Source organism: Pseudomonas sp. NY15437 (genome assembly GCF_048068435.1).
GTDB lineage: Bacteria > Pseudomonadota > Gammaproteobacteria > Pseudomonadales > Pseudomonadaceae > Pseudomonas > Pseudomonas nitroreducens_B.
Window position 1 is genome coordinate 575,343 of the sequence record NZ_JBLUQC010000001.1, and the last position, 15,411, is coordinate 590,753.

Annotated in this window: 13 protein-coding genes; 10 read left to right on the plus strand and 3 right to left on the minus strand. The window is 67.9% G+C overall.

Annotation, left to right across the window (positions count from 1 at the left end):
• The first annotated feature begins 22 nt into the window (after nt 1-22).
• The 3 genes from ACNFIA_RS02725 to ACNFIA_RS02735 all read left to right on the plus strand — a co-directional run bounded on the left by ACNFIA_RS02725 (nt 23) and on the right by ACNFIA_RS02735 (nt 2,823).
• Complete coding sequence (locus tag ACNFIA_RS02725; protein WP_416782774.1) at nt 23-1,315, plus strand: MFS transporter; 1,293 nt, start codon at nt 23-25, stop codon at nt 1,313-1,315.
• A gap of 78 nt (nt 1,316-1,393) precedes the next feature.
• The gene (locus ACNFIA_RS02730) at nt 1,394-2,311 is read left to right on the plus strand and encodes a LysR family transcriptional regulator (protein ID WP_416782775.1); all 918 of its coding nucleotides are present in this window, start codon (nt 1,394-1,396) and stop codon (nt 2,309-2,311) included.
• Nucleotides 2,312-2,367: 56 nt separating this feature from the next.
• A complete protein-coding gene (locus ACNFIA_RS02735; protein WP_416782776.1) occupies nt 2,368-2,823 on the plus strand; it encodes a GNAT family N-acetyltransferase in 456 nt (151 codons plus the stop codon).
• Between the two features lies 1 nt (nt 2,824).
• Here the strand turns inward: ACNFIA_RS02735 and ACNFIA_RS02740 are convergent, their stop codons facing one another.
• On the minus strand, nt 2,825-3,853 hold the full coding sequence (locus ACNFIA_RS02740; protein WP_416782777.1) for an AraC family transcriptional regulator ligand-binding domain-containing protein: 1,029 nt from the start codon (nt 3,851-3,853) through the stop codon (nt 2,825-2,827).
• A gap of 65 nt (nt 3,854-3,918) precedes the next feature.
• Nucleotides 3,919-4,869, minus strand: coding sequence for an alpha/beta fold hydrolase (locus tag ACNFIA_RS02745; protein WP_416782778.1), 951 nt, complete (start codon nt 4,867-4,869; stop codon nt 3,919-3,921).
• Between the two features lie 200 nt (nt 4,870-5,069).
• Between ACNFIA_RS02745 and ACNFIA_RS02750 the strand changes: the two genes are divergently transcribed.
• Both ACNFIA_RS02750 and ACNFIA_RS02755 read left to right on the plus strand, forming a co-directional pair.
• The gene (locus ACNFIA_RS02750; protein ID WP_259758364.1) at nt 5,070-5,993 is read left to right on the plus strand and encodes a LysR family transcriptional regulator; all 924 of its coding nucleotides are present in this window, start codon (nt 5,070-5,072) and stop codon (nt 5,991-5,993) included.
• 55 nt (nt 5,994-6,048) lie between these two features.
• Nucleotides 6,049-6,333: a hypothetical protein gene (locus ACNFIA_RS02755; RefSeq protein ID WP_259758363.1), complete on the plus strand. Its 285-nt coding sequence runs from the start codon at nt 6,049-6,051 to the stop codon at nt 6,331-6,333.
• Nucleotides 6,334-6,618: 285 nt separating this feature from the next.
• Here ACNFIA_RS02755 and ACNFIA_RS02760 read toward each other — a convergent pair whose 3' ends face one another.
• Entirely contained in the window at nt 6,619-7,545 is a 927-nt protein-coding gene (locus ACNFIA_RS02760) for a LysR family transcriptional regulator (protein WP_416782779.1), read from the minus strand.
• 96 nt (nt 7,546-7,641) lie between these two features.
• Between ACNFIA_RS02760 and ACNFIA_RS02765 the strand changes: the two genes are divergently transcribed.
• The 5 genes from ACNFIA_RS02765 to ACNFIA_RS02785 all read left to right on the plus strand — a co-directional run bounded on the left by ACNFIA_RS02765 (nt 7,642) and on the right by ACNFIA_RS02785 (nt 15,403).
• Entirely contained in the window at nt 7,642-8,481 is an 840-nt protein-coding gene (locus tag ACNFIA_RS02765) for an AraC family transcriptional regulator ligand-binding domain-containing protein (RefSeq protein ID WP_416782780.1), read from the plus strand.
• A gap of 108 nt (nt 8,482-8,589) precedes the next feature.
• Nucleotides 8,590-10,419, plus strand: a complete 1,830-nt coding sequence (locus ACNFIA_RS02770) for a DUF1302 domain-containing protein (RefSeq protein WP_416782781.1) — start codon at nt 8,590-8,592, stop codon at nt 10,417-10,419.
• 11 nt (nt 10,420-10,430) lie between these two features.
• The gene (locus ACNFIA_RS02775; RefSeq protein WP_416782782.1) at nt 10,431-11,765 is read left to right on the plus strand and encodes a DUF1329 domain-containing protein; all 1,335 of its coding nucleotides are present in this window, start codon (nt 10,431-10,433) and stop codon (nt 11,763-11,765) included.
• 343 nt (nt 11,766-12,108) lie between these two features.
• Complete coding sequence (locus ACNFIA_RS02780) at nt 12,109-14,202, plus strand: 3-hydroxyacyl-CoA dehydrogenase NAD-binding domain-containing protein (protein ID WP_416782783.1); 2,094 nt, start codon at nt 12,109-12,111, stop codon at nt 14,200-14,202.
• A 10-nt stretch (nt 14,203-14,212) separates the two neighbouring features.
• On the plus strand, nt 14,213-15,403 hold the full coding sequence (locus ACNFIA_RS02785; RefSeq protein WP_416782784.1) for an acyl-CoA dehydrogenase family protein: 1,191 nt from the start codon (nt 14,213-14,215) through the stop codon (nt 15,401-15,403).
• Nucleotides 15,404-15,411 lie beyond the last annotated feature (8 nt).

Sequence of the window (15,411 nt, forward strand, 5' to 3'; positions counted from 1 at the left end):
AAAACAAGCCCCGCAGGTGGCCATGATGAATACATCCACACAGACCCGGAGCGCCAAGCTGGGCGCGATTTTGCGCGTGACCAGTGGCAACTTCCTGGAGCAGTTCGACTTCTTCCTGTTCGGCTTCTATGCCACCTACATCTCCCAGACCTTCTTCCCCGCCGACAGCGAGTTCGCCTCGCTGATGATGACCTTCGCCGTCTTCGGCTCGGGCTTCCTCATGCGGCCGCTGGGTGCGATCGTGCTCGGGGCCTACATCGACAAGGTCGGGCGCCGCAAAGGCCTGATCGTGACGCTGTCGATCATGGCCGCCGGCACCGTGCTCATCGCCCTGGTGCCCGGCTACGCCAGCATCGGCCTGTTCGCGCCCCTGCTGGTGCTGCTGGGCCGTCTGCTGCAAGGCTTCTCGGCCGGCGCGGAGATGGGCGGGGTGTCGGTGTACCTGTCGGAAATCGCCACGCCCGGGCACACCGGCTTCTACACCAGCTGGCAGTCCGCGAGCCAGCAGGTGGCGATCGTCGTGGCGGCCGCGCTGGGCTATACCCTCAATGCCTGGCTGCAAGCCAGCGAGGTGGCGGCCTGGGGCTGGCGCATTCCGTTCTTCATCGGCTGCGTGATCATCCCGTTCATCTTCATCATCCGCCGCTCCCTGCAGGAGACCGAGGCGTTCCGCGCACGCCGGCATCACCCGAGCGCCGGCGAGGTGTTCCGCTCGATGTGCGACAACTGGACCACGGTGCTGGCGGGCGGCCTGCTGGCCTCGATGACCACCACCACCTTCTACCTGATCACGGTCTACACCCCCACGTTCGGCCGGACCGTGCTGCACCTGAGCAGCACCGACAGCCTGGTCGTGACCCTGCTGGTCGGGGTGAGCAACTTCATCTGGTTGCCCATCGGCGGCAGCCTGTCCGACCGCATCGGCCGCCGGCCGCTGCTGCTGGGGATCTCCCTGCTGTGCATGCTCACCGCCTACCCGGCCATGCACTGGCTGGCCGAGGCTGCCAGCTTCGAGCGCCTGCTGGCGGTGTTGCTGTATTTCTCGTTCTTCTTCGGCATGTACAACGGCGCCATGGTCGCGGCACTGACCGAGGTGATGCCGCAGAACGTACGGGTCGTCGGCTTCTCGCTGGCCTTCAGCCTGGCCACCGCCCTGTTCGGCGGCTTCACCCCCGCCGTGTCGACGCTGCTGGTCCAGGCCACCGGCGACAAGGCGTCACCGGCCTACTGGCTGATGTTCGCGGCGGCCTGCGGGTTCACCGCGACCACCATCCTCTACCGGCGAAGCCGGCAACTCGCTGCGCGCAGCTGCTGAGGACAATTCGCTTATCCGCGCCAGCATTCCCGGGAAGAATCCGCTATGTTGCCTGTCACTCGTTAGCGGAGCTGCACAATGGACAATCTTCGCGGGATGGCGGTGTTCGCCACCGTGGTCGCCCGCGGCTCCATGGCCGCGGCGGCCGACGCGCTGGGCATGACACCCTCGGCGGTGAGCCAGCAGATCCGCAAGCTGGAAACGCACGCCCAGGTCACACTATTGCACCGCACCACGCGCAAGCTGACGCTGACCGAGGCCGGCGAGGCCTTCTACCGCAGCTGCGCGCAGATGCTGGCGATTGCCGAGGAGGCCGAGCAGCGCCTGGGTGAATGGCGCGAGGCGCCGGTGGGCGAACTGCGCCTGGCCGCGCCGGTGGGCTTCTCCGGCAAGCTGATCACCGAGGCGCTGCGCCCGCTGCTGGAGAACCATCGCCAGTTGCGCCTGCAGCTGTTCTTCCACGATGAGCAGATCGACCTGATCGAGCAGCGCATCGACCTTGCCATCCGCGTCGGCAGCCTCTCGGATTCGAGCCTGGTGGCGCGTCATTTGGCCGAATGGAACAACGTCATCTGCGCCGCGCCCGCCTACCTGCGGCGCATGCCGGCCATCGACCATCCGCAGCAGCTGCAGGGCGTGGACTGGCTGGCGCTGAACACCGTGGCCCACCAGGCCTACCTGAGCTTCAGCGGGCCGGACGGGGAGAGCTGCAAGCTGCGACTCGAAGCGCGGGTGGCCGCCAACAGCATGATCGCCCTGCGCCAGTTCACCCTCGACGGCCTCGGCGTTTCCGCCCAGCCCGAACCGGAGGTGCGCGAGGCGCTGGAGGAGGGCAGGCTGGTGCGGCTGCTGCCGGAATGGTCACTGCCGCCGTTCGGCATCTACGCCGTCACGCCGCGCCGCGATGCCCAGCCGGCCAAGGTGAAGGTCGCCATCGACGCCCTGCGCCGGCACCTGGGCGGCTCGGCCACGCTGCGCTTCCACGCGCCGGTGTGAGGCGCGCTACCATGCCGCTCTGAAGACGCCGCCTCGATGATCGGAGAGAACACCCCATGGCCCTGACCTGGACCTGCAAGCACCACCGCGACCTCACCAAGGAAGAGCTCTACGCCATCCTGCAATTGCGCACCGAGGTCTTCGTGGTGGAACAGAAGTGCCCTTACCAGGAAGTCGATGGCCTGGACCTGATCGGCGACACCTGCCACCTGATGGTGGAAGAGGGCGGCCAGCTGCTCGGCTACCTGCGCCTGCTCGACCCGCAGCGCCACGAGGGCGACGTGGTGATCGGCCGCGTGGTGATCGCCCCGCAGGGCCGCGGCACCGGCCTGGGCCACCAGTTGATGGAACAGGCGCTGCAGGCCATCGCCCAGCGTTGGCCGGGCCTGCCGATCTACCTGTCGGCCCAGGCGCATCTGCAGGGCTACTACGGGCGCTACGGGTTCACCCCGGTGACCGAGGTGTACCTGGAAGACGACATCCCCCACATCGGCATGCGCCGCACCGCCTGAGTCAGCGCGGCAGGCTCTCGCGCCACGCCCCCGGACTGGTGCCGTACCAGCGGCTGAAGGCACGGGAGAAGCTCTGCAGATCGCCGTAGCCGAGCTGGTCGGTGATCTGCGCCAGCGACAGCGCCGATTGCTCCAGCAGGTCCAAGGCCCGGTGGCGGCGCTGCTCATCGAGCAGCTCGCTGTAGCGCCAGCCATGGCTGAGCAGGCGGCGCGCGGCCGTGCGCTCGGTGAGATAACGCGCTTCGCAGAACGACTGGAAGCTCGCCCCCTGTGGCAATTCGCGGGCGATGTAATCGGCCGCCTCGTCCAGCAGGGTGCGCTGGGTCTGGCTGCGCGCCTGCTCCAGCAGCGCCACCAGCATGCCCTCCAGCTCCGCATTGGCCGGCGACAGCGGGTGGCGGAACAGGTCCGGCGCCAGGTGCAGCACGACCTCGTCGGCCCCCCAGCGCAGGGGCACCCGCAACGCCTGCTCGTAGGCCTGCAGGTGGGTCGGTTCGGCGCCAGGCAGGTCGATGCGCAGCAGCGGGTCCTGGCCAATGCCGCTGGCCAGCAGCTTGCGGCGCAACAGGCTGCAGATGCCCACCACCGTGTACTCGCGACTCTGCCGGCCGGAGAGCAGGGCGCCCTGTTCGGCGAGCACCAGCGCTACCTCGCCGTCCGCCTCGCGCAGCCGCGCGCGCAGCGAGCCGTTGAAGTAGGGGAAGTACTCGCAGAAGTACGCGCAGGCCGACTCCAGCGTCGGCGCCACGTCGAACAGGTAGGTGAGGCCATTGGTCAGGGTCGAGGCGAAACGCTTGCCCGCCAGCAGGCCGATGGCCGCCTCGCCGCTGGCCTGCTCGGCCAGGTCCCAGAAGCGCCGGGAGAGAAACAGCGGCACCCGCACCAGCGGCGTACGCAGCTCCAGCAGCGTGCGGTGGAAGCAGGCTTCCAGGTCGGCGCCGGCGACGCCGCGCGACAACAGCTCCTCGATGGCCGGCAGCAGGGTCGGCGCATAGAAGGCGTTGGACGGATCGGTGGCGGGGTGGCTCATGGCGCGCGGCTCGACGGAACGGGCCAGCCGACCTTACGCATTGCGCCGCGCGCCCACAAGCCGGCTCAGGCCGCGTAATGGCGGCCGAGGAAGTCCAGCAGCAACGCGTTGACCCGTTGCGGCTGCTGGTTCTGGATCCAGTGGCCGCAGTTCTCCAGCACATGCTGTTCGAGATTCGGCACATGCTCGGGCATGCGTTGCACGGTGTAGGCCTCGAAACGTCCGACCGGATCGCGGTCGCCGATCAGGAACAGCGTGGGCTGTTCGACCTTGCGCCCGGCCAGCGGCTCGGTGCGCTGCCAGCTGCGTTCGAAGTTGCGATACCAGTTCAGCGCGCCACAAAAGCCGCGCCCTTCGAAGGTGCGCACGTAGTACCGGAAGTCCTCGGCGCTGCACCAGGCCGGGTGCGCCGGAGGCGGGGGCAGGCCGTCGAACAGGCGGCCGTCGGGGGATTGCGCCGGCGCCAGCAGCACGTTGTCGCCGAGGAAGTGGCGCAGGCTCAGGGCGATGTCCGCATCCATCTCCGCCTCGGCACGACCGGGCTGCTGGAAGTAGAGGATGTAGAAGAATGTGCCGGCGAACACCTCGCGCATGATCTCCACCGGCGGCCGCTTGGCGCGGCCGGCGAAGGGCACCGACAGCGTCGCCAGCGCCACCACCCGTTGCGGCTCCAGCAGCGCCAGGTGCCAGGCCACGGGCGCACCCCAGTCGTGGCCGACCATGGCCACGCGCTCGTGCCCCAGCGCATCCATCGCGCCCTGGATGTCCGCGCAGAGCGTCAGCACGTCGTAGGCGTCCACCGCTTGCGGCGCGCTGCTCTGGCCATAACCGCGCATCTCCGGGGCGAACACCCGGTAGCCGGCGGCGGCGAGGGCGCGCATCTGGTGCTGCCAGGAATGCCAGCACTCGGGGAAGCCATGCAGCAGCCACACCGGCTTGCCGTCTGCCGGGCCGCAGGCATAGAGGCTCAGCTGGATGCCATTGACCGCCAGCAACTGGTGTTCGAACTCGTCCATGACGCGTCCCCCGCGAGTGTTGGCCTCCACTATGCCAAGCCCGGCGCTCTGCACCGAAGCGCATTCACCGGGCGAATGCCCGGACCCTGTCGTCGCCCAGCCCCGCAGGTGATCGGAAATTGTCCTGTGCGGCTGGCGGCGCGGGGCAGGGCGCTCTCTAGCATCGGCCGTTCGATTCAGCGCCAGCCGCGGTACCCGTCATGCTCGATCTTCGCCAATTGGACCTGAACCTGCTGCTGGCCTTCGATGCCATCTACCACCAGCGCAGCATCACCCGCGCCGCCGAGACCATGGGCCTGACCCAGCCGGCGATGAGCAACGCCCTGCGCCGCCTGCGCCAGTTGTGCGACGACCCGCTGTTCATCAAGACCCACCTGGGCGTGGCGCCAACGCTGGTGGCACACCGCCTGTCCGGGTCGATCCGCGACGCCCTCGATGGCCTGCGCGAAGCGCTCAGCCACACGCCGGCTGCCCATCCCGCCTCGACCACGCGCAGCCTGCGCATCAGCTGCCCGGAAACCTTCCAGCCGACGCTGCTCGAAGCGCTGCTGGAAAGCCCCGATTTCGACTGGCACCCGCGCTTCTACCAGAGCCGCCGCCGCGAGGCGCTGCAGGAACTGGCGGTGGGCAAGCTGGACCTGCTGATCGACATCGACCAGCCGCTCTCGCAGCAGAGCGGCCTGCGCAAGCTGCCACTGCTCGTCGACCACTACGTGTTCGCCCACGGCGAAGCCCTGGCGCAGCCGCCGCTCACGCTGGCGGAGTACCTGGCGGTGCCGCAGATCCAGGTGTCCCAGCGCCGCGACGGCCTCGCGCCGATCGATCTGGAACTCGGTCTGCGCGGCCAGCGGCGGCACATCGCGCTGACCTTGCAGAGCGCCCTGGCGGCACGCGTGATCGCCGACCAGCGCCCGTATGGGCTGACCCTGCCCAGCCGCGTCGCCCACCTGCTCGGCCTGCGCCAGAGCCCGCTGCCGCTGGAGCAGCCGGTGCGCATCGAACTGTGCCTGTATGTGGAGAATCGCTACCGCTTCGAGCAGGCCATGGAGCGGGCCATCCGCCAGGTGCAGCGCACCTTCGCCGGCCTGCAGAAGCTGCCGCGGGTGATGACTGCACAGCGCTGACCGTCCGCATGGATAATGGTGGGCACTGCACTTGCCCCCGCCATACGGAAACGCCATGCGATCACAGCCCAGCGCCAGCCTTTGCCCGGAACTCGACGCCATCCTGCAAGCGGAGCTGCGTGCCGGCAACCAACTGGGCGAAGGCCCGGTGCGCACCGACTGGCCGCAGCCCGGCTCGATCTACGCCGCCCTGCGCCATAGCCTGAAGACCCGCAAGCCGGGCACCAGCGGCCCGGTGCGCCATTCGATCTGCCGCGATCCGCACTACGGCTGGAACGACGAGTGCTACTGCGAGCTGCACGGCGACCTGCTGGTCGCGGGCGCCACCCAGAAGCCCTGATTCTTAGCGAGGGTGGGTGCAACTGTCTTTCTCGGAAAGTCTGTGCCTGTGTTTCCCTCTCCCTAACCCTCTCCCTGAAGGGAGAGGGGACTGATCGGCGCAGGAGGAACCCATGGCCTCAGCCGGCACGGACAGCTCCCTCCCTTCGGAGCGGGGCGCGCAGCTAGAGTGGGGGAGAGGGCGGCCCCGGCACGACATATCCGGTAGGAGCGGACTGCGTCCGCGATCGGCGTCCGGCGCGCTGAAAACCCATCGCGGACGAAGTCCGCTCCTACAAAAGACCTCTCACCGCACCGCGGCCCCGCGCGGCAAGCGCTGGTCCGCCGCGTGGATGGCCTCGATCATCGCCTGCGCCGCGGGCGAAAGAGCGAAACCGGCACGGCTGACGATGCCGTAGTGCAGCCGCAGCTCCGGACGATCCTGCGGAATGTCGCCGATCCTCAGCAATGCCACCTCCCCGCGCTGCACCGGCGCATGCAGCGCCTCCACCGCCGCCAGCCCCACCGCGTCGGAGCGCGCGACGATGTGCAGGATGGCCGCGAACTGCGCGCATTCGACGTTCATGTGGAAATCGCGCTCGCCGATGACCTCGGCCAATACCTTGCGCAGCGGCGGCGGAATGCGCGTGCCCACCCGCGGATAATCGAGCAGGTCCGCCAGCCTCAGCGCCGAGCGCGCCGCCAGGGGATGGCCGGCGCGGCAGAAGAAGCGCCCCGGCCGGAACTCCATCCAGTCGACCTGATAGTCCGGATTGCCGGCGAATTCCCGGGCGTCGCCGACGAAGAACTCCACCTGCTCTTCCTTGAGCAACTGGGCCATCTGCTCCCAGTCGCCCATGAGGAATCCGACGTTGATGGCCGGGTGCGCGCGAATGAAATCGGCCATCGCCTCCGGCACCAGCAGTTGCGCCGGGTAGGGCCCGCAGCCGAAACGCAGCTCGCCGGCATTCAGGCCGTTGAACTGCTCCAGCTCGTTGCGCAGCGAACGGCTGCCGGCCACCAGGCGGCGGGCGTGCTGCAGCACCAGCTCGCCCTGTCCGGTGAAACGGAATTCCCGGCTCTGGCGATCCACCAGCCCGCAGTTCAGCTCGCGCTCCAGCGCCTGGATACTGCGGCTCAGGGCAGACTGGCTCAGCCCCACGGTATCGGCGGCGCGCTGGAAGTTGCGGAAATCCGCCAGGGCGATGAGATGACGCAGTTGTCTCAGCTCCACTATGCGCTCCATGCATCAAAGTGTTGAGATAAATGAATTTGATGGATAGCAGAGCAAACTGATGTAGTAAACCGGTCCATTCACCGGTCCGCTGCCATGTCGTCCCTGCTGTTCGCTTCCAGCGCCTTCGCCAGCACCATCCTGTTGCACGCCGCCCACCTGGGCCTGTGTCCGGCGGAGCTGCGCCGCCGCGCGGGCATCGCCGAAGCGCTGCTGCTGGACCACCGCGCACGGATTCCGGCAGGGCAGGTGGAGCGCCTGTGGAGCGAGTGCGAACGGGCCAGCGGCAACCCGCAGTTCGGCTGCGAGCTGGTCAACGGCCTGTCCACGCACTGCCTGCAGGGGCTCAATATCCTGCTCGACTCGGCGCCCACGCTCGGCGCCAGCCTGGCGGCGTTCTGCGAGCACCTGCCCTCGGTGACCAACTGCGTGGAAGCGCAGCTGCACGACGACGGCGCCCGCGCTCGCCTGACACTGCAGCTGGTGCAATACGACCTGCACCACTTCGGCCTCGATGCCGCGCTGCTGACGCTGATCCGCAACATCGCCCGGCGCGTCGGCCAGGCGCCGGCAGCGGTGTTCATCGACGCCGGGATCGTCGCCCAGCAACGCTGCGGCGCCGTGCTCGACCAGTGGCAGGTGCCCTGGCGGGTCGCGCCTGCGCCCAGCCTGGCGCTGCCCTCGTCATTGCTGCAGGTGCCCCTGGTGGGCGCCAACGAATTTCTCTACCAGAGCCTGCGCGGCCAGTGGCTCGGCGCGCGGGAAAGCACCGACGGCGACGGCCTGAGCCTGGCGCGCATCTGGCTGCGCTCCTCGGACCAACCCATCGAGCGCATCGCCGAGCGGATCGGCTACCGCCAGAGCGGCAATTTCATCCGCGCGTTCCGCAAGCGCTTCGGCATCACCCCCAAGCAGTTCCGTCTCGGACATTTCTGATTACCCGCCCCGCCAGGGGGATGATCGGATTTTGTCGGCCTGTGCTTGAGGCCTCCCTGCCAGCGCCGGTCATGGTAGCTCCGCGGTATATCCCATCCGGAGCCAATAATGACAAGAATCCATCCGGCCTCCGCCCCCATTACGTCCGCGGGGCGGCGCCAACACTGCATTTCTACACCTCTCCTGCTTGCCCTCGCGGCGGGCTGCGCCAGCCAGGCGGGCGCGACCAGTTTCGAACTCAACGATGACTGGAGCCTGTCCACCAAGACCACGCTGAGCCTGGGCGCCAGCTGGTCCGCGGCGGACCCGAACCGGCACATGATGACCCATGCCAACGCCATCCAGGCGCAGCACATCACCAATGCCGACGGCACCAGCGTCAGCGCCGACGACAACCGCCTGAACTTCAAGAAGGGCGACCCCATCTCGCAGATGTTCAAGGGTCTCACCGACTTCAGCCTGGACGGCCAGGGGCAGGGCGCGTTCGTTCGCTTCAAGTACTGGTACGACCACGCCTACGAGACCGGCGACGGCCGCTTCAAGGACTTCGATGACAGCGGCTGGCCGAAGCTGGCGCGCTTCCATGGCTTCGATACCCTCGACGCCTACGTGTGGAAGGACTTCGACGTCGCCGAGCGCCCGCTGAACGTCAAGCTCGGCAAGCAGGTGCTGTCCTGGGGCGAGTCGATCCTGATCCAGAACGGCATCAACGTGATCAACCCGCTGGACTACAGCGCCTTCAACAAGCCCGGGGTGGACATCAAGGAAGGCCAACTGCCGGTGGAGATGCTCTCCTTCAACCTCGGCCTGACCGACAAGGTGAACCTGGAAGGCTTCTACCAATACAACTGGCGGCCCAGCGTGCTCGATGGCTGCGGCACCTTCTTCGCCACCAGCGATGCCATCCAGCCCGGTTGCGGGCCCTTGTACCTGAGCCAGGTACAGACCGATGCGCAGATGCAGGCCGGCGGCCTCTACGTCCGCCACGGCGACGACCAGGACCCGTCCGACCAGGGCCAGTGGGGCCTCGCCCTGCGCACCCTGATCAGTTCGCTGAACGATGCCGAAGCGGCCTTCTACTACGTGAACTACCACGCCCGCCTGCCCTACCTGCAACTCACCGCACGGGACGTCAGCAAACCCGGCAACTTCCCCATCGGTCACGTGCAGGGGCCGGTGTACGCCGCCGCCTTCCCCGAGGACATCCACCTCTACGGCCTGAGCATCAACGGCGCGCTGCCCGGCTGGGGCACGTCCCTGGCGGCCGAGCTGAGCTACCGCCCGAACATGCCGGTGGCCCTCAACGGCCCGGACATGAACGTGGCGATGATCACCGGCCCCGGCGGCAGTTCAGCCATCACCGACGTACCGGCCAACGCCTCCACCACCGGCAAGACCCTGGATGGCTGGGAGCGCAAGCCGGTCTGGCAGATGACCACCTCCGCCACCCAGATCATCGACAACGTGCTCGGCGCCACCCGCCTGACCCTGCTCGGCGAAGCCGGCGTGGTGCACGTGGGCGATGTCGGTGACGAGCGCCTGGGACGCAACGCCGCCTTCGGCCGCAGCGCCCCGCTCAGCGGTGCGAAATGCAGTACCGTCGCCAGCGGCGTGACCAACCGCTACTGCACCGACGATGGCTTCACCACGCCCTGGTCCTGGGGCTATCGCCTGCGCGCGGGCCTGGAATACAGCGATGTGCTGCCGGGCGTGAACATGCTGCCGTCGGTGAACTTCCGCCACGACGTGGAGGGCTACTCCTACGATCCGGGCGGCCCGTTCCAGGAAGGGCAGAAGGCCGTCGGCCTGTCGCTGGCCTTCAGCTACCTGAACGATTACAGCCTGGAGTTCGGTTACAACAACTTCTTCGGCAGCAACAAGTACAGCACGCTCGACGACCGCGACTTCTACAGCGTCAGCGCCAAGGTCGACTTCTGAGGAACCGCACCATGCAACTTGGAAAAATCTCCACCCTGGCCCTGGCCATGGGTCTGGCACTCTGCACCCACCTCCACGCCGCCGATCTGGGCGCAGGCCTGACGCCGGTAGGCGGCGAAAAGGCCGGCAACGCCGACGGCAGCATTCCCGCCTGGGACGGCGGCCTGCCGCCCACGGCGGGGCAGGTCGACGCCAAGGGCGGCTATGCCAACCCCTACGCCGCCGAAAAGCCAATGTTCACCATCACGCCGGCCAACGTCGGGCAGTACAGCCAGTGGCTGAGCCCTGGCGAGCAGGCGATGCTCAAGCGCTACCCCAACACCTACAAGATCAACGTCTACCCCAGCCACCGCAGCGCACGGCTGCCCGACGCGATCTACGCCGCCACCCGCGACAACGCCAGCAACGCCAAGCTCGCCGACGGCGGCAACGGCGTCCTGAACTACCAGCGCGGCGTGCCGTTCCCGATGCCCAAGCAAGGCGTCGAAGCGATCTGGAACCACATCACCCGCTACCGCGGCGGCAGCATCGAGCGCACCTTCAGCTCGGCCAACGTCAAGGAAAACGGCGTCTACAGCCTGGTCCGCTCGCAGACCGACATGAACTACGCCGAAACCATCGACGACCTGCCGCAGGGTGCCAACCTGCTCTACATGTTCAAGACCCGCGTGCTGGAGCCGGCGCGCCTGTCCGGCGAGGCGGTACTCACCCACGAGCCGATGGACCAGGTGGCCGAGCCGCGCGCGGCATGGCAGTACATCCCCGGCCAACGCCGTGTGCGCCGCGCCCCGCTGATCGCCTACGACAACAGCGCCCGCTACAGCGACGGCATGGTCACCGCCGACAGCCTCGACGGCTTCAACGGCGCGCCGGATCGCTACGACTGGAAGCTGGTGGGCAAGCAGGAACTGTTCGTGCCGTACAACAGCTTCCGTCTGTACGACCGTTCGGTGAAATACGCCGACATCCTCAAGACCGGCCACATCAACCCGGATCTCGCGCGCTTCGAGAAGCACCGCGTCTGGGTGGTGGAAGCGACCCTCAAGCCAGGTGCGCGCCACGTCTACAGCAAGCGCCGCTACTACCTCGACGAGGACAGCTGGAACATCCTCCTCGGCGAGCTGTACGACAGCCGTGGCGAGCTGTGGCGCAACTACCAGTCCCACGCCATGCCGTACTACGACAAGCAGTTCACCTTCGAGGCGCTGGCCGCCGCGTACGACCTGATCAGCGGGCGCTACTTCGTCAACGGCCTGATGACCGAGGAGAACGCCGGCATGAAGACCGGGCAGCACGCGAAGATGAATGACTACACCCCGTCCGACCTGCGCCGCTGGGCCAAGTAAGACGACCGCTCCCTGGCCCCGGCTGGGCGTAGCCGGGGCACTTGCGCCCCCTTCGGAATCCGGAGGGGGCGTTTTTGTTTTTGCCGGGCGACGGCTGGGCGATCCACGCCAGAGCTTCCCCTCACCCTGCCCCCGCGAGAGGGCCGGCCCTGGGAATACGTTGTCGGAGCGAGCTTGCTCGCGAACCGCTTGAGATTGAAGCCTCGGGAAATCCGTTCGCGAGCAAGCTCGCTCTACAGCATCCGGCACACTCGACAATAAAAAAACAACACCGTATTCTGCACAGCGGAACAATATTCCGTTAAACACTTCCGTGAATAACAAAAGCCAAACGGAGCCCAGCATGTCAGACGCGGTAAAGCTCGAGCGCCGGGGTGAGATTGCCCTGGTGACGGTCGACAACCCACCGGTGAACGCCCTCGGACATGCCGTCCGCGCCGGGCTGCTTGCCGCCTTCCAGCAAGCCGAGGCCGACCCGCAGGTGCGCGCCGTGGTGCTGGTCTGCACCGGGCGCACCTTCATGGCCGGAGCGGATATCCGCGAGTTCGGCAAGCCGCCGCAGTCGCCGTCGCTGCCCGAGGTGGTCGACTGCCTCGAAGGCGCCAGCAAGCCCAGCGTCGCCGTGATCCACGGCACCGCCCTGGGCGGCGGGCTGGAAGTCGCCCTGGCCTGTCACTACCGCATCGCCCGCCGCGACGCCCAGGTCGGCCTGCCGGAAGTGAAGCTCGGCCTGCTCCCCGGCGCTGGCGGCACCCAGCGCCTGCCGCGCCTGGCCGGCGTGGCGAAGGCCCTGGCGATGATCGTCTCCGGCGCGCCGATCCCCGCGGCCGACGCCCTGGACAACGGCATCGTCGACGAGCTGTTCGATGGCGACCTGATCGACGCCGGCCTGGCCTTCACCCAGCGCCTGCTGGCGGACGGCAAGGGCCCGCGCCGCACCGGCGAACGCAACGAGCGCGTGCAGGAAGAGGGCGTCGCCGAGCTCATCGCCCACCAGCGTGGCGAGGTGCAGAAGCGCCTCCCAGGGCAGTTCGCCCCGCTGCGCTGCATCGACGCCGTGGAAGCCGCAACGCAATGGCCGCTGCGCGAAGGCCTGGCGCGCGAGCGTGAACTGTTCCAGCAGTGCATGCAGTCACCCCAGCGCGCCGCGCTGATTCACGCCTTCTTCGCCGAACGTGACGCGGCCAAGGTCGAAGGCCTGGCCAGCAACGTGCAACCCCGGGAGATCCGCCGCGCCGCCGTGATCGGTGGCGGCACCATGGGCGTCGGCATCGTGCTGTGCTTCGCCAACGCCGGCATCCCGGTGCAACTGCTGGAAGTGAACGAAGAAGCCCTGCAACGCGGCCTCGACCGCGCCCGCAGCCTCTACGCCGCCAGCGTGGCGCGCGGCAGCCTGAGTGCCGAGGAGATGGAGCGGCGCATGGGCCTGATCAGCGGCGTGCTCGACTACGCCGCGCTGGGCGACGCCGACGTGGTGGTGGAAGCGGTGTTCGAAAGCCTGGAGGTGAAGCGCCAGGTCTTCGAGCGACTGGACGCCGCCTGCAAGCCCGGCGCGATCCTCGCCAGCAACACCTCCTCGCTGGACCTCGACGAAATTGCCGCCTTCACCCAGCGTCCGCAGGACGTGGTCGGCCTGCACTTCTTCAGCCCGGCCAACGTCATGCGCCTGCTCGAAGTGGTACGCGGCAAGGCCACCTCCGACGCCGTGCTGGCCAGCGCCATGCAACTGGGCAAGCGCCTGAAGAAGGTCTCGGTGGTGGTTGGCGTCTGCGACGGCTTCGTCGGCAACCGCATGATCTTCCCGTACGGCCGCCAGGCCGAATTCCTCCTGGAGGAGGGCGCCACACCGGCGCAGGTGGACCGCGCGCTGCGCACCTTCGGCATGGCCATGGGGCCGCTGGCGGTGCGCGACCTGTCGGGCCTGGACATCAGCCACGCGATCCGCTCGCGCCAGCGACCGAACCTCAAGCCGGGCCAGACCCTGCCGCGGGTGCTCGACCACCTGATCGCCGCGGGCATGCTCGGGCAGAAGACCGGCACCGGCTTCTATCACTACGGCGAAGGCGGCCGCGCCGCGCAGGACAACCCGGCGCTGCCGGCCATGCTGGAGCAGGCCGCCGCCGAACGCGGCATCACCCGCGCACCGATCAGCGATGAAGAGATCGTCGAGCGCTGCCTCTACGCACTGGTCAACGAGGCCGCCCAGATTCTCGACGAGGGTATCGCCCAGCGCGCCAGCGACATCGACGTGATCTTCCTCAACGGCTACGGCTTCCCCGCCTGGCGCGGCGGCCCGCTGTTCCATGCCGACAGCGTCGGCCTCGCCCACGTACTCGAACGCATCCGCGAGTTCCACCAGCGCCTGGGCGCGTGGTGGCAACCCGCCCCGCTGCTCGAACGCCTGGTGGCCGAAGGCCGCCGCTTCGCCGATCTGTAGAGGACCTGCCATGGACATCCATTTCACCCCCGACGAACTGGCGTTCCGCGATGAAGTCCGCCACTTCCTGGAAACCAAGCTGCCCAAGGACATCGCCACCAAGGTGCGCCTGGGCAAACACCTGAACAAGGCGGACCACCAGCGCTGGCAGCGCGTGCTCGCCGAGCAGGGCTGGTACGCCACGCACTGGCCGGAAGCCTTCGGCGGCACCGGCTGGAACGCCGTGCAGAAGCACATCTTCGAGGAAGAATGCGCCGCCTTCGGCGCGCCGCGCACCATCCCCTTCGGCGTCAACATGGTCGCCCCGGTGATCATCAAGTTCGGCACGCCCGAACAGCAGGCGCACTACCTGCCGCGCATCCTCGACGGCACCGACTGGTGGTGCCAGGGCTACTCCGAGCCCGGCGCCGGTTCCGACCTCGCGTCGCTCAAGACCCGCGCCGTGCGCGACGGCGACCACTACGTGGTGAACGGCCAGAAGACCTGGACCACCCTCGGCCAGCATGCCGACTGGATCTTCTGCCTGGTGCGCACCGATCCCGAGGCGCAGCAGCAGCGCGGCATCAGCTTCCTGCTGATCGACATGAAATCCCCCGGCATCACCGTGCGCCCGATCATCACCCTGGACGGCGAGCACGAGGTCAACGAGGTGTTCTTCGACAATGTGCGCGTGCCGGTGGAAAACCTGGTCGGCCGCGAGAACGAAGGCTGGACCTGCGCCAAGTACCTGCTGACCTACGAGCGCACCGGGCTGGCCGGCATCGGTGCGTCCAAGGCGGTGCTCGCGCACCTCAAGCAGGTCGCCCGCCGCGAGCTGTGCGACGGCAAGCCGATGCTCGACGATCCGCTGTTCCGTGCCCAGGTGGCGGAGGTGGAGATGCAGCTGATGGCCATCGAGATGAGCACCCTGCGCATCCTCGCCGCCGCGCGCGAGGGCGGCGTGCCGGGTGCGGAAAGCTCGATCCTCAAGGTCAAGGGCACGGAGATCCGCCAGGCGATCAGCCACCTGCTGCGCAAGGTGCTAGGCCCCTACGCCTTGCCCTTCATCGAGGACGAGTTCGAGCTGGGCGCCGAGCCGCTGCATGCCGACTATTCGGCGGCGCCGGCGAGCCAGTACTTCAACCTGCGCAAGCTGTCGATCTTCGGCGGCTCCAACGAAATCCAGAAGAACATCGTCTCCAAGATGATTCTCGAGCTGTGAGGCCAGGA

Coding starts and splice junctions, on each gene's coding strand:
- ACNFIA_RS02735 (WP_416782776.1), top strand. CDS start 2,368: ATGGCCCTGACCTGGACCTGCAAGCACCACCGCGACCTCACCAAGGAA.
- ACNFIA_RS02755 (WP_259758363.1), top strand. CDS start 6,049: ATGCGATCACAGCCCAGCGCCAGCCTTTGCCCGGAACTCGACGCCATC.
- ACNFIA_RS02740 (WP_416782777.1), bottom strand. CDS start 3,853: ATGAGCCACCCCGCCACCGATCCGTCCAACGCCTTCTATGCGCCGACC.
- ACNFIA_RS02765 (WP_416782780.1), top strand. CDS start 7,642: ATGTCGTCCCTGCTGTTCGCTTCCAGCGCCTTCGCCAGCACCATCCTG.
- ACNFIA_RS02780 (WP_416782783.1), top strand. CDS start 12,109: ATGTCAGACGCGGTAAAGCTCGAGCGCCGGGGTGAGATTGCCCTGGTG.
- ACNFIA_RS02785 (WP_416782784.1), top strand. CDS start 14,213: ATGGACATCCATTTCACCCCCGACGAACTGGCGTTCCGCGATGAAGTC.
- ACNFIA_RS02745 (WP_416782778.1), bottom strand. CDS start 4,869: ATGGACGAGTTCGAACACCAGTTGCTGGCGGTCAATGGCATCCAGCTG.
- ACNFIA_RS02725 (WP_416782774.1), top strand. CDS start 23: ATGATGAATACATCCACACAGACCCGGAGCGCCAAGCTGGGCGCGATT.
- ACNFIA_RS02775 (WP_416782782.1), top strand. CDS start 10,431: ATGCAACTTGGAAAAATCTCCACCCTGGCCCTGGCCATGGGTCTGGCA.
- ACNFIA_RS02730 (WP_416782775.1), top strand. CDS start 1,394: ATGGACAATCTTCGCGGGATGGCGGTGTTCGCCACCGTGGTCGCCCGC.
- ACNFIA_RS02770 (WP_416782781.1), top strand. CDS start 8,590: ATGACAAGAATCCATCCGGCCTCCGCCCCCATTACGTCCGCGGGGCGG.
- ACNFIA_RS02750 (WP_259758364.1), top strand. CDS start 5,070: ATGCTCGATCTTCGCCAATTGGACCTGAACCTGCTGCTGGCCTTCGAT.